The organism is Mangrovicoccus ximenensis, assembly GCF_003056725.1.
GTDB lineage: Bacteria > Pseudomonadota > Alphaproteobacteria > Rhodobacterales > Rhodobacteraceae > Mangrovicoccus > Mangrovicoccus ximenensis.
Genome location: NZ_QBKZ01000024.1, coordinates 362,614 through 375,378, shown reverse-complemented (window position 1 = coordinate 375,378; position 12,765 = coordinate 362,614). Strand labels below are relative to the sequence as shown.

The window sequence follows — 12,765 nt, the reverse complement described above, 5'->3', positions numbered from 1 at the left end:
AGCGGTGCATCACCGCCGCCGGATAGTCCGAGAGCCCCGGCAGCAGCGTGATGTCGGGCGCGGAGAGCGTGAGCCGGACGGTCAGCGGATCGAGGACGGTCACGGCGCCGGCGCGCAGCCGGCCGGTCTGCGGGTCGATCAGCGGAGTCAGCCGCGAGGCCATCGAATTGCCCGGCAGGGTCCGGTCGCACCATCCCTCGAAATTGGCGGCGACATCCTCGGCGGTGAAGGCGTCGCCGTTCGACCAGGTCACGTCCGGGCGCAGGTGCAGCACATAGGAGGCAGCATCCTCGGCCGTCTCCCAGGACTCGAGCAGCGCGCCGGTGAGCCGCCCGTCCTCGGCGGCATGGACCAGGGTGTCGAGCAGCCCGGCGCAGGCATTGTATTTCTCGGTGAAATCCCAGAGCCGCGGGAAGGCGCCTTCGCCCTGCGCCAGCATCTGGTAGGCGGCGCGCAGCGCGGTGATGTCCGAGCGGGCCACGCCCTTGCGCTTCAGCCCGACGAGGTTCAGCCCGTCGAGCTCGCCGCGCGGCGCCTGCACCAGCCCGTAGGGGATCACGTCGTTCGTCACCATGGTGACCGCGCCGATGATCGCGCCCTTGCCGATGCGCACCCATTGGTGGATGCCCGACAGGCCGCCGATGATCACGTCGTCGTCGATCCGGCAATGCCCGGCCAGCGCNGGCCTGGTTGGCCATGATCACCCGGCTGCCGACGATCACGTCATGGCCGACATGGGAGCCGGTCATGAACAGGCAGTCGTCGCCCACCTGGGTGATGCCGCCGCCGCCCTCGGTGCCGGTGTTCATCGTCACGCCCTCGCGGATGCGGTTGCGCTTGCCGACGACCAGGCGGGTTTCCTCGCCCTTGAACTTCAGATCCTGCGGGATCTCGCCCACCACCGCGCCGGGGAAGATCACCGTCTCCTCGCCGATCTCGGTCCTGCCGGTGACGACGGCATGGCTCTTGAGATGCACGCCGGGGCCGAGCACGACCTTGGGGCCGACCAGCGAGAACGGACCGACGATCGCGCCCGCGCCGATCATGGCGCCGGGCTCGACCACGGCAGAGGGATGGACCTGCGCNAGTTTCGTGGATGCTCACGCGATCACTCCTTGGGGACGTCGATCATGGCCATGAATTCGCATTCGCAGGCGGTCTCGCCGTCGACCGAGGCCTCGCCCTTGAATTTCCACACCTTGCCGCCGCCGCGCAGCGCCTCGACCTTGAGCAGCAGCTGATCGCCCGGCACCACCTTGCGGCGGAACTTGCACTTGTCCACGCCCATGAAATAGACCAGCGCGTTCTTGCCCACGAGGTCGAGCGACAGGCCGACCAGAACGGAAGCCGTCTGGGCCAGGGCCTCGATCTGCATCACGCCCGGAAAGATCGGCGCCGCCGGGAAGTGGCCGGTGAATTGCGGCTCGTTCATGGTGACGTTCTTCAGGCCGGTCGCGGATTTCGATGCCACGATGTCGCTGACGCGGTCCACCAGCAGGAACGGGTAGCGGTGCGGGATCACCTTCTGGATCAGGTCGATATCGGCGGTGGCGGGGCAATCGGTCATGGTCGTCCTGTCTTCGGGATCAGATGCGCTTTCCCGCTAGGGGTTAGCAAGCGGCGCGCACCGGGGCAAGCGGCTCAGTCGCCGCCCGTCCCCGCGCCGTCCCCACCGGGCACCGGCTGCAGCATGCGCGGGCTGGGGCGCAGCGCCGGGCTGGGCTCGGCAGGTCCGAGAGAACTGGCGCCGTTGCCGAATTCGGCATCCAGCCGGGCGATCGCCTCCTCGGTGATGTCGATCACGTCGAAGNGCCATCAGGACCACGGTGCTGTCGAGGATCACCTGCGCGCCGCGGTCGCGGGCGATGTCCGCCAGGATCGGCGCCGCGCGGTTGACGAAGTTCTGCCGCTCGCTGTCGAGCCGCTGCTGCAGGTTGCGCGCCTTGNCGGTCCTGTTCCTNGGCGCAGGCGCTGGACCTTCTCGTCGAAATCCGAGGCCAGCTTGGAGAACGCCTCGGCCGGGGTGGTCCCGNCGCCGGTCGGTCAGCGCCTGCTCCTCGGAGGTCAGCTCGGACTCTATGCGGCGGTTCTCCGCCGCCAGCGCGTTGCGGTCATGCTCGAGCTCGGCGACGATGCGCTGGCCGAGCGCGCTCTGCGTGNAACATCGCGTCCTGGNTTCAGCGTCAGCACCGGGCTTTCCGCNCGCCTCGGACGGCGCGGCAGCGGNATGCCGCCTGCCCGGCCGGAGGAGCCTCCTGGGCCATGGCGCCGCAAGCCGCGNAGCGCCAGCCCCAAGACCAGCCCTGCCTCANGAAGCNGCGTCGAGATCGAGAAGTCGAAGGTCTGCTCTTCGTCATAGTCTTCCTTCATCAGCGCCCGGGTGAAGTCGAAGCGCAGCGGCCCGAGCGGCGTCGTCCAGAACAGAGACGCGCCGAGCACCGCGCGCAGGTGGAAATCGTCATCCACCTCGCCCTCGGTCCCGTCGGTATCGTCGAGCCCCCAGACCGAGCCCGCATCGACGAACAGGCCGCCGCGGATGCCGTATTCCTCCGGAACGCCAAGCGGGAAGTCCATCTCGGCGCGGATCGCGCTGTAGTAGTTGCCGCCGAGCGCGTCCTCGTTGGTCGCGGTCAGGTCGCGCGGGCCGAAGCCGTTGCGCTCGAAGCCGCGCACCCGGCGCCCCGAGCCGAACCGGTCGAGGATCCGCGTGTCCGAGCCGTTCAGCGCCTGGATCGCGCCGCCTTCGAGCTCCGCGCGCAGGTTCAGGTCGGTGCCGAAGACCTTGGTCTCGCCGGTCAGCGAGGCGGTGGTGCGGATGTAGTCGCTGTCGCCGCCGAGCCCCGCGAGGTCCTGCGAGAAGGTGAAGCGGATGCCCGCATCGGGGTTGATGCCGACGCGGCGCGTGTCGAAGGTATAGGTGTAGCCGATCGAGCTGGTCAGCTGCTCGCCTTCCTCGCGCTGGAGGATGACCGAGCTGCCGTTGTCGTCGGGATCGTAGTTCTCGTCCTCGGGATCGGTGTTGCCGTCATCGACGTTGTAGAGCTCGTCCTGCGAGATCCGGTAGCGCACGCTGAGCCGCGAATAGTCGCTGAGGTTGAAGCCCAGCGACGGCTGCAGGCCGATCTCGCGGGTGCTGTAATCCGAGCTGTACTGGTTGGTCGAGGTGTAGAACAGCTCCATCGAGCCCGACACGTCCCGCCCCAGCAGCGCCGGTTCGGTGAAGCGCAGGCTGCCCGCGGCATTGTCGACCCCGGCCGAGACCGAGAAGGCCAGCTGCTGGCCGCGGCCGAGGAAGTTGCGTTCGGACAGGTTGAAGGTCCCGCCGAAGCCGTCGCCGACCGAGTAGTTGATGCCGAAGCCGATCTGGCCGGTGGGCTGCTCGTCGACGTTGACGTCGATGATCACCCGGTCGGACGCGGTGCCGTCGCGCGGCTGCACATCGGCATTCGAGAAGAAGTTCAGCGCGCGGATGCGCGACGCGGCGTTGCGGATTTCGCGCGGGTTGAAGGGGTCGCCTTCCACCGTGTCGAACTGGCGGCGGATGACCTCGTCGCGGGTCGAGGAGTTGCCCTCGATGTCGATCCGCTCGACGAAGAGCCGCGGGCCGCGGGTCAGCGTGTAGGTCAGGTCAAGCGTCTGGGTCTCGGGATTGNCGCTCGATCCGCGGATCGACGCGGATGAAGTCATAGCCGTCCATGATCGCCTTGCGCTCGAGCCGGGCGATGCCGTCCTCGATGCGGACCGGCGAATAGTACTGGCCGGGCTTGGTGCGGATGATGTCCTCGAAGGCGGCGGCCTCGATCTCGGGCACTTCCGACGCGATGCCGACCGTGCCGAAGCGGTAGCGCTGGCCCTCGCGGACATTGAAGGTGATGAAGAACGCGTTGCGTTCGCGCGAGAATTCGGTGGAGACCGAGGTCACCTCGAAATCGACGAAGCCGCGGTTGCGGTAGTAGTCGGTCAGCACCTGCCGGTCGAAGGCGATGCGGTCCTCGACGAAGCTGTCGCGCGACACCAGCGCGCGGAAGATCCCTGCCTGCTTGGTGCCCAGCACGTTGCGCAGGCGGCGGTCGGTATAGGTGCGGTTGCCGACGAAGGAGANTGCGCTCGACCTCCACCACCGCGCTTTCGGTGACCTCGAAGACCAGGTCGACGCGGTTCTGGCTGCGCGCGATGAGCCGCGGCGTCACGATGGCGCCCAGGCGGCCGGCCTGGCGGTAGGCCTCGGCGATGGTGCGGGCGTCGTTCTCGGCGTCGGACGGGCTGTAGACGCGGCGCGGACGCGTCGTCAGCAGCGGCATCAGCACCTCGTCGTCGATCCGGCGGTTGCCCTCGATCGAGATCTGGTTGACCGTCGGAAATTCCGTGACGGTGATGGTCAGGACGCTGCCGGAAATGCCGAAATCGACATCCTCGAACAGGCCCGAGCCCATGATCCGCTGATAGGCGGCATTGAGCTGGCCGGTGGTCAGCGACGTGCCCGGCGCGATCCCGGCATAGGTCAGGACCGAGCTGTCATCGACGCGGATGTTGCCCTCGACATCGATGCGCGACAGGCTGCGCCCGGCCTCCTGCGCGAGCGCCGNCGCCGACCGGCATGGTGGCCAGCGGCGCGGAAATCGCGAGCCAGGCCGTCATGCTCCATGCCACACTGTTCCGCAGACCGCTCCGCCTGACCTTCTGCCGCGCCATTCCGCACCCTCGAACCTGTTCTTGCCTCACCCCGTCCGTAGACCGTGGAGACGGGCTTGTCAAAACGGCATGGCGCCACGGGAGTGCCATTTTTTGTGGCTGTTGCCAGGCCGCCCCCATGATGCTGGGGATNGCGNGCCATTTCTTCAGCAGAACAGGTCGTTGGTCAGCGCGAAAGCCATCAGCCCGAGGATCAGCGCCAGGCCGCCTGCCATCAGCACGCGCAGCGCCCGGTCGGACGGCGGACGGCCCGCCACCGCCTCGTAGGCGAAGAACACCAGATGGCCGCCATCGAGCACGGGGATCGGGAAGAGGTTCATCAGCCCGACCGCGGTCGAGAGCACGGCGAGGAACCAGATGAAGCTGTCGAGCCCCTGGCTGGCCGCCGCGCCCGAGGTTTCGGCGATGCCGATCGGCCCCGACAGGTTGCAGGACGAAATCGCGCCGGTGATCATGTGCCACAGGCCCGAGAGGCTCTGCTCGACGATGAAGGCCACCTGCCCGGCGCCGATGGCCACGGCCGAGAACGGCCCCGGCATCTCGGTCACCGGCTCGAAGAACAGCCCGCCCGTCACGCCGATCAGGTAGCGCGTCTCAAAGCCGCCATCGGCGGTCGGCATGTCCGTCTGGCGCGGCGACAGCNTGCACCGGGAACGTGTCGCCGCCGCGCCAGATCTCCAGCGTCAGGGCCGCACCTCCGGAAATCTCGACTGCGCTGCGCAGGTCGTCGAAGGAGGAAATCGGCGTGCCGTCCACCGCCAGGATGTAGTCGCCGCTTTCCAGGCCGGCATCCATCGCTGCCGATTTCGGGCTGACCGTGGAGACCAGCGGCGGATAGGGATAGGGTCCGACGGCATCGACCTGGCGGCCGTCGCGCAGCACCGTGTAGTCCAGCTCGGGCGCCTTCGGCAGCCCGNGAAACGAAGCGGTCGAAGCCCGCCAGTTCCGGTACGCGGGCGCCGTTGATTTCAAGGAGCTCGTCGCCCGGCTCGAGGTTCTGCACCGCCGGCGGCATCGGCCGCAGCGTGTCGATGGTCAGCGGATCGCTCGCCTGTCCCTGCCAGAGCACCACGCCCGCGAACAGGAGGATCGACAGGGCGAAATTGAACAGCGGACCGGCCGCGACCGTCGCCGAGCGCGCCCAGAGCGGCGCGGCATGCATGGTNCTTCCTGAGCGTCGCGGCATCCATGTGCTCGAAGCCGCCGTCTTTGCCAGCGCTNGGCCGGATCGGCATCGCCGAGGAATTTCACGTAGCCGCCGAGCGGCAGGGCCGAGATCTGCCACAGCGTGCCGCGCTTGTCGCGCCAGGAGGCGATGCGCGGCCCGAAGCCGAGGGAGAACACCTCGGCATGGATCCCCGACCAGCGGCCAACGATGTAATGGCCGTATTCATGGATGGCGACGATGACCGACAGCGCGACCACGAAGGCGGCAATCGTCCATATGAGATTGCCGAATTGAGGGATCAGCCCGATCAGGTCCANCGCCTTAGCCTTTCTTGTCCGTGTTCCGCGCCCTTCAGTGCGCGGCTTCGCCGAGTGCCAGCGCTGCATCCGCGGCAATACGGGCAATTTGGTCCACCCGCGTGACCTCTTCAAGGGTGACCGCNCCCCGACAAGTCGCTGCCTGCGGCCAATTCTTCGAGAACGCGGTCCACCACCGCCGCCATTTCGGTGAAGCGCAGGCGCCCGGCGATGAAATGGTCGAGCGCGCGTTCCTTGGCGCCGTTGAAGGCCGCGCCCGCCAGCCCGCCAGCCGCCATCACCTCGCGCGCCAGCCTAAGCGCCGGATAGCGGGTCTCGCAGGCCGGGCGGAAGGTCAGGCTGCCGAGCTTGACGAAATCGAGCCGCTCTACGGGAAGCGCGCGGCGCTCGGGCCAGTGGAGCGCATAGCCGATCGCATGGCGCATGTCGGGCGCGCCGAGATGCGCGAGGATGCCGCCGTCATTATGGGCGACCATCGCATGGATGATGCTCTCGGGATGGACGACGGCCTCGATCTTCGCCGGGTCGATGCCGAAGAATTCGCGGGTCTCGATCAGCTCCAGAGCCTTGTTGAACATCGAGGCACTGTCGATGGTGATGCGCTGGCCCATGTCCCAGTTCGGGTGGCTGGACGCCTCGGCCAGCGTTGCCTCGGCGAGCCGCTCCAGCGGCCAGTCGCGGAACGCCCCGCCCGAGGCGGTGATGATCACCTCGACCGCGCGCGCCGTCTCGGCGAGGAAACCGAAAGCCAGTACGTGCGCGACATTGTCGAGTTCATCCTCGGTCAGACCGACCGCTCCTTCCTGACGCCGCGCTGAGCCCGTGGCCGGACCGCTGGGGATCATCGCCGGGCAGGGCGGCCTGCCGGTGGCGTTGGCCGGAGCGGTCGCCGCCTCCATCCGGGCCTTCTCCGCCGTCCGTCGCGGCTCCGGGAAACTGGGAAGACAGCTGCCCTTCCTGAGCTTCGGGATTTCCAGCGCGATCCTGCCCGCCCGCGCATCCCAATCCCGCTCGCGGTATCCCCTCTCGGCGAATGCATGCATTCGCCTGCCGGGCAGCGGTTGCGCTGCACCTCGCGAAGCGGCGGACGGCTGCCCTTCGCCGCGCCCGTCTTCAGCTCGACTTCATTCTCGCCACGGTCGGTCCACCGGACCGATCGCTTGACGCCCGAATGGCGAAGTCCTCGCCGGCCGCGAGACGGGCCTTGAGCGCCTCGCCCTCGGCTTCGAGCGCCTCGATGCGCTTGGCTTCGGCGGCACCTGCCTCGGCTTCGGCGCGGACATCGCCGAGCGGCTGCAGCTCCGAGGGGGCGAGGCTGTCGAGGCGCATCGCGAAGATCGTGCCGCTGTCGGCCAGGGTGATTTCCGGGAAGTCGCCATCGGCAAGCGCGGCGGCGGCATTGTAGAATTCGGGCTCGGTGGCCGGGGCGTCCGCGGGCTCCGACTGGGCGTCCCAGGTGACGGTGCCGATCTGCATCGGGCTGTCGGCAGCCAGCTCCTCGAGCGTCGCGCCGCCGGCCAGCTCGTCGTCGAGCGGTTCCATCTCCTGCTGCACCAGCTCCGCGGCGCGGGCCAGCGCCAGGTCCTGGCGGAGCTGCGGCAGCGCGTCCTCGAAGCTGGTGGTCTGGGCGGAAAGGATCGCGTTCACCCGGAAGATCGCCGGGCCGACCGCGCTCATCGCCGGACCGGCAATGCCGGTGTCGTCCAGCCCGAAGACCGCATCGGCGGCCTCGGCGGCCAGCGCGGAGCGGCCGATGGTGCCGAGGCTGACATCGCTTTCCGCGAGGCCGCGCTCTTCGAGCAGGGCGTCGAAGGTGGTCTCGCCCGCCTCGATCGCGTCCTTGGCGGCCTGCGCGGCCCGAGATCGGCGAAGCCCAGGCGGTCGACCATGCGCCGCTCGGGGCGCTGGAACTCGGCGGAACGGGCCTCGTAGCTTGCGCGCAGCGCGTCATCGCTCAGCTCGACCTGGTCGAGCATCATCTCGGGCGAGAGCCAGGCGTAGGTGATTTCCTTGCGGTCGGGCAGGGTGAAGCGGTCCGGATTGGCGTCGTACCAGGCCTGCACCTCCGCGTCGGTCGGCGCGGCGGGCGCGGTCTCCAGCAGGCTGTCGGGGATCGGCGCCCAGGTGATGTTGCGGGCTTCGCCGAGGAAGGTCAGCAGCGTGTTGCCATAGGCCTGCGGCGGGGTCAGCCCGTTCAGCAGCGCGCGCTGCAGCAGGTCGGCGGAGGCTTCCTGGCGGACGCCGTCCTCGAAGCCGCCGACGGTGCGGCCCGAGCGCTGCAGCAGGTCGCGGTAGACCTCCTGGTCGAAGCTGCCGTCCATGCCCTGGAAGGCGGAGATGCTGCTGACGCGGCGGGCGACCTCGCCGTCGCCGACCGAAAGCCCGGCGCGGCGCGCGGCTTCCTGCAGCGAGGCGGTGGCAACGGATTGCTGCAGCACCGCGGTGGCGATGCCCATCTGCTCGGCCTGCGCGAAGGTCAGCTGCTCGCCGGTCTGCTGCGAGACCTGGTCCATGCGCTGGCGCAGGAGCCCGTGATAGGTCGTGGCGTCGATCTGGGTTTCGCCCACGGTGCCGACCGAGCGGACCTGGGTGTTGAAGCCGGTGACGCCGTAGCCGCCCAAGCCGATCAGCAGCACGCCCAAGAGCACGAGCACCAGGACATTGGACATGTGCTTCTTGCCTTTGGGTTTCTCGGACGTCTCGCGCTTGGCCATGGTTGCTCCCCCGGATGGACCAGTAGTGCGCGAGGGTCTAGCCGGATGCCCCGTGGCTCGCAAGCGCGAAGGGCAGCGCGGCCAGCCGCCCGGCCAGCGCGGCGATGCCGCTGCCGTCGATATTGGCAAAGGCGATGCGCAGCTCGCGGGTGCCGCGGCCGAGCGCGTCCTTCACCGCGGCAAGCCCCGGCGCGCCGTCGATGGTCTCGACGCCGTCGAGCCAGCCCTCCAGCCGGCCGGCATGGGCCGCCAGCACCTTGCGCGCGGCCTCCCCGGCGCTGTCGCCCTCTTCGAGGATATGCGCCATCCCTTCGCTTTCCATGCCGACATCGAAGGTCAGGCGGGTCAGCAGCCGGCCGACATTGGGGCATTCCTCCAGATAGCCGCGGCGCACCTGGGTGGAGACCGTCGCCCCGCCGAAATCCGGCCCGTAGAACGCATCCCCGCCCTCGAGATAGCGGATGTCATAGGCGGTGTTCATAGGATGCGGCGCCCAGGCGAGGAACAGGATCCAGTCCTTCTTGCGGATGCTGCGGCGGAGCTGCGCCAGCATGCCCTGCTCGGAGCTCTCCACGACCCGCCATCCGCCCAGCCCGAAGGCGTCCTGCGCCACAATGTCGAGCATGTTCTGGTTCGAGCCCGGCTCGATCCCGTAGAGCCGTTCGCCGAATTCGCCGGCATGCGCCGCCACGTCGGCGAAACTGTGCACCCCGGCCTCGTAGACATAGGCCGGGACCGCCCAGGTGTATTTCGCGCCCGCGAGGTTCTGGTGCACCGTCTCGATGTCGCCGCTGTCGCGGTATGCATCGTAATAGGGCCGCATCGAAGGGTCCCAATAGCCCATGAAGACGTCGAGATCGCCGCGCCGCATCGACTGGTAGATCACCGGCACGCCGAGAATGCCGGTCTCAGTCTCGTAGCCGAGGCTTTCCAGCAGCGTCTGGGTGATCGCGGTGGTCAGCGCCAGGTCGCTCCAGCCCGGCTCGGCCATGCGGACCTTGGCGCAATCGGCCATAGCGGCCGGCGCGGCGGAAAGGGCGAGTGCGGCGAGCAGTGCCGGCTTTCTGATATTCATGCGGTCGAGCCTTGCGCGGAGTGGACGGAACGCCGGTACGGCGGCTGGCCGCGGGCTAGCCGCGGAAGGCTGCACGGTCAATGCCGGGACGGGGATCGCCTGCACGCTGTCCCTGCACAAGGCTGCGTCGCAAAACGGGTCGCCAAGCGCCTCCGTGCCCGGCTCCGGAATGCGCCGCCGCTGCCAGCCTACCGGCTGCGCCGCCGCATGCAAGGCCGCAGCTCCGCGCTGCCCACAGATCTTCAGCGATGGAGGGCTCGATTACTTGGGAAACCCTAGCTTGGTTCACGCTCAGAGCATTTTGGCCATTTGGGCCACACAAGTTATTTTGATGGGAGCCGTTGAAGGCTACAGAGTCGCAGGAAATGTTCGACCCATTGGGTTTGGCTACCGACCCAGAGGCATTCGCTGAGTTGAAGGTGAAGGAGCTCAAGAACGGAAGATTGGCTATGTTCTCTATGTTTGGATTCTTCGTTCAAGCCATCGTCACTGGTAAGGGACCGATAGAGAACCTTGCTGCCGTCGGGGCGGCCCTGGCGCGGACAATCCGCCCGGTCGGTCCAGGGCGTGCGGATCGTGCCGATGAAGCGCAGCGCGGCATCGCCCGGCGCCTCCAGCGCGACGGCGGTTTCGCCCGGACGCAGCCCTTCTGCCTCCGGCGCGTCACTCATTGGAAATAATGCAGTCCGCCATGCCGCCCCTTCCGCCGGAAATTTCGGCCATTTAGATGACATTTGCACGACATCTCCAGATGCGAACAGACCCAGGAGTGCATTTTGTTCCTATTTTGAAAATTTTTGCAGTCATGCTTCAGCGCGGCGACTGCCGCCCGATGGCCTGCCCCCTCATGATCCAGCCGACACCCGCGCTGCAGGCCGCCCGGTCCAGGCTCCGCGGCCCCCAGGGGCCGTCCGCCCGAGCAGCCTGCCGCAACGGCTTTCTAAGCCATGATCGCGCCGGACGTCATTCCGGAGCCCGGCAAGGCCGCCCCCGGAAACGGCTCGTTCCGCGTCGCGTTGCACCTGGTCCCCGGCCTCGCGTCCGGCCGCTCCAACCGGACGGACTTTGTCGCCAGCCTGCCGGAACATCACGGCAGGACGCGGCCTGCGGCGGAGCGGACCGGCCGGGACTGTCAGACCGCGAGGAAACCGCCATCGACCGGCAGGACCGCGCCGGTGACCATGCCGGCATCCGCCGACAGCAGCATGGCGATGCTTTCGGCCACGTCCTGCGCCTCGGCAAAGCGGTTCGCCGGATGGCGGACCATCATCGGCTGCGATTTCGCCGGATCGCTCCAAGCCTCGGCGGCCAGCTCTGTCAGGGTGATGGTCGGCGCGACGCAGTTGACGCGGATGCCATGCGGACCGAACTCCTTCGCCAGCACCCGGCTGGCCCCCTCGAGTCCGGCCTTGGAGGCGGCATAGCACAGGTGTTCGGCAAAGCCGCGATGCCCGGCGATCGAGGTGATGTTGACGATCGCGCCGCCGCCGCCCGCCGCGACGCGCGCCCGGCCGAATTCCTGGCAGGCGATCAGCGCGGCGCGCAGGTTGATCCCCATCACCGCCTCGTAGCCCGCCTCAGTCATGTCGAAGGCGCTTTCCAGCACGTTGATCCCGGCCGAGTTGATCAGGCAGTCCGCCGTCCCGGCCTCGGCCATCGCGGCGCGGGCCGCCGCCGGGTCCTGCAGATCGACCGCGACCCCTGGCGCAGCCGCTGCTGTACCAGCGCGGCCAGCCCGTCGAAGCCCTTGCGCATGTCCGTGACCCCGGCCGCCAGATACACCCGGACACCGCCCGGCGGCCCGATCAAGCAAACCCCGCCAGCACGGTCTTGAGCACCCGCGCGTGGAATGAATGCCGGCCCCGGCAACGGCAATGCTTCGCTCGCCACCCCGTCGCGCAGCAGCGTGCGTCGCCAGCGATACACCAGCGACGTGCACACCCGGTGTCGCCGCGCCACCTCCAGCACGCTGGCACCCGGCATCATCGCCTCCGACTGCGAAGAGAGGGCGGACGCAAAATGTGAGCAGATGGTTCGAGCGGATATTTGCGGCGCTGATACTGGCACGCGAAAGGTGTTCTGCCTCTACGCCGTGGCCTTCAGCCTTCGCAAATCTCCGCGGCACCGAGATTGTGCCAACTGCCGATCTCGCGGCGCCCCTGCCTTGTCCGGAAAGCTCCCGCCCGCCCGGCGCCGGGCATGGACGTTACCGTCAAACACCGCCCCCCGGCACACCGCGAAGCCGAGGCCGATCCGTGCTGGACGACGGCCCCTTGCCCGCGCCGCTCAGGTCGCGCCACCGGACCGATGCCCGCCCCCCATATCTGCCGTCTCTTTCTTCCTGCCGCGTTTCCCGCATCGCAGCGCGGACGCGCCCCGTGGCCTCGGCTTTGTGCTGCCGGTCGCTCGGGCACCACGGTGGCCTGCCAGTTCGCGTCGCCCGCCTGTCAGCAGCGAGCCACCCTCCAAGNGCGCGTGCTCCTTGAATCCCGCGATGGAAACACGCGGAGATGCCGCTCATCTGAATGGCCGGTGCTCCGCGGCACAACGTCCGGTCAAGCGGGCATCGGCACAAAGGGCCACGGCGCGATCACCGATGCCGGACGGATTTCAGGCCGCGCTCGCCGCGCGCCACCACGGTTTCCATGCCGCGCGCCGCGAAGGCCACGGCGCTGTCGAGCGCACCGGTCAGGTCGTCGGCGACCAGGATCAGCCGGGGCATGGCGGTCAGTAGGCGGCTTCGGGTTCCAGTCGAGCAGGCGCCGGATCGCATGCGCCTCCTCGGCCATCGCGCCCAGA

Annotated in this window: 10 protein-coding genes and 6 pseudogenes; 1 reads left to right on the top strand and 15 read right to left on the bottom strand. The window is 68.5% G+C overall.

The features are described 5' to 3' along the window. From C7T91_RS40125 to choX, 12 genes and pseudogenes are all read right to left on the bottom strand, one after another. On the bottom strand, positions 1–274 hold a 274-nt coding region (locus C7T91_RS40125), incomplete at its 3' end, for an ABC transporter substrate-binding protein (RefSeq protein WP_407943351.1). A 114-nt stretch (positions 275–388) separates the two neighbouring features. Further along, a pseudogene (gene lpxA, locus C7T91_RS37250) lies at positions 389–1,046 on the bottom strand (acyl-ACP--UDP-N-acetylglucosamine O-acyltransferase); the annotation flags it as partial. 62 nt (positions 1,047–1,108) lie between these two features. Further along, on the bottom strand, positions 1,109–1,567 hold the full coding sequence (gene fabZ / locus C7T91_RS27655; protein WP_108263087.1) for a 3-hydroxyacyl-ACP dehydratase FabZ: 459 nt from the start codon (positions 1,565–1,567) through the stop codon (positions 1,109–1,111). Positions 1,568–1,641: 74 nt separating this feature from the next. Further along, positions 1,642–1,803 carry a hypothetical protein gene (locus tag C7T91_RS33020; RefSeq protein WP_161556144.1) on the bottom strand — a complete coding sequence of 54 codons (162 nt, stop codon included), beginning with the start codon at positions 1,801–1,803 and terminating at the stop codon, positions 1,642–1,644. Positions 1,804–2,076: 273 nt separating this feature from the next. Further along, positions 2,077–3,687, bottom strand: coding sequence for an outer membrane protein assembly factor BamA (bamA, locus tag C7T91_RS37245; protein ID WP_236638541.1), 1,611 nt, complete (start codon positions 3,685–3,687; stop codon positions 2,077–2,079). Then, positions 3,629–4,054, bottom strand: coding sequence for a POTRA domain-containing protein (locus tag C7T91_RS37240; RefSeq protein WP_236638540.1), 426 nt, complete (start codon positions 4,052–4,054; stop codon positions 3,629–3,631). The genes bamA and C7T91_RS37240 overlap by 59 nt, the downstream gene beginning before the upstream one ends. 133 nt (positions 4,055–4,187) lie before the next feature. After that, a pseudogene (locus C7T91_RS38770) lies at positions 4,188–4,505 on the bottom strand (POTRA domain-containing protein); the annotation flags it as partial. 333 nt (positions 4,506–4,838) lie between these two features. Continuing rightward, positions 4,839–6,177 (bottom strand): annotated as a pseudogene (gene rseP, locus C7T91_RS27645) (RIP metalloprotease RseP). 157 nt (positions 6,178–6,334) lie between these two features. After that, positions 6,335–7,309: pseudogene (locus C7T91_RS40120) on the bottom strand (hypothetical protein); the annotation flags it as partial. After that, positions 7,291–7,980: a peptidyl-prolyl cis-trans isomerase gene (locus tag C7T91_RS27630; protein WP_236638552.1), complete on the bottom strand. Its 690-nt coding sequence runs from the start codon at positions 7,978–7,980 to the stop codon at positions 7,291–7,293. The gene C7T91_RS27630 and the pseudogene C7T91_RS40120, both read right to left, overlap by 19 nt. A gap of 431 nt (positions 7,981–8,411) precedes the next feature. Beyond that, positions 8,412–8,846 (bottom strand): annotated as a pseudogene (locus C7T91_RS37225) (SurA N-terminal domain-containing protein); the annotation flags it as partial. 82 nt (positions 8,847–8,928) lie between these two features. Beyond that, on the bottom strand, positions 8,929–9,966 hold the full coding sequence (gene choX / locus C7T91_RS27620) for a choline ABC transporter substrate-binding protein (protein ID WP_108263080.1): 1,038 nt from the start codon (positions 9,964–9,966) through the stop codon (positions 8,929–8,931). A gap of 365 nt (positions 9,967–10,331) precedes the next feature. Here choX and C7T91_RS40115 point away from each other — a divergent pair, with 365 nt between their 5' ends. Beyond that, positions 10,332–10,646: a chlorophyll a/b-binding protein gene (locus C7T91_RS40115; protein ID WP_108263078.1), complete on the top strand. Its 315-nt coding sequence runs from the start codon at positions 10,332–10,334 to the stop codon at positions 10,644–10,646. Between the two features lie 452 nt (positions 10,647–11,098). On the opposite strand, the gene C7T91_RS27610 is transcribed toward C7T91_RS40115, so the two are convergent. The 3 genes and pseudogenes from C7T91_RS27610 to C7T91_RS38170 all read right to left on the bottom strand — a co-directional run bounded on the left by C7T91_RS27610 (position 11,099) and on the right by C7T91_RS38170 (position 12,688). Continuing rightward, the gene (locus C7T91_RS27610) at positions 11,099–11,821 is read right to left on the bottom strand and encodes an SDR family oxidoreductase (protein WP_407943350.1); all 723 of its coding nucleotides are present in this window, start codon (positions 11,819–11,821) and stop codon (positions 11,099–11,101) included. Further along, positions 11,707–11,949: pseudogene (locus C7T91_RS38765) on the bottom strand (hypothetical protein); the annotation flags it as partial. The pseudogene C7T91_RS38765 and the gene C7T91_RS27610, both read right to left, overlap by 115 nt. 607 nt (positions 11,950–12,556) lie before the next feature. Beyond that, positions 12,557–12,688 carry a four-carbon acid sugar kinase family protein gene (locus tag C7T91_RS38170; protein WP_269102632.1) on the bottom strand — a complete coding sequence of 44 codons (132 nt, stop codon included), beginning with the start codon at positions 12,686–12,688 and terminating at the stop codon, positions 12,557–12,559. Between the last annotated feature and the right edge of the window lie 77 nt (positions 12,689–12,765).

Coding starts and splice junctions, on each gene's coding strand:
- fabZ (WP_108263087.1), bottom strand. CDS start 1,567: ATGACCGATTGCCCCGCCACCGCCGATATCGACCTGATCCAGAAGGTG.
- choX (WP_108263080.1), bottom strand. CDS start 9,966: ATGAATATCAGAAAGCCGGCACTGCTCGCCGCACTCGCCCTTTCCGCC.
- C7T91_RS40115 (WP_108263078.1), top strand. CDS start 10,332: ATGTTCGACCCATTGGGTTTGGCTACCGACCCAGAGGCATTCGCTGAG.
- C7T91_RS38170 (WP_269102632.1), bottom strand. CDS start 12,688: ATGCCCCGGCTGATCCTGGTCGCCGACGACCTGACCGGTGCGCTCGAC.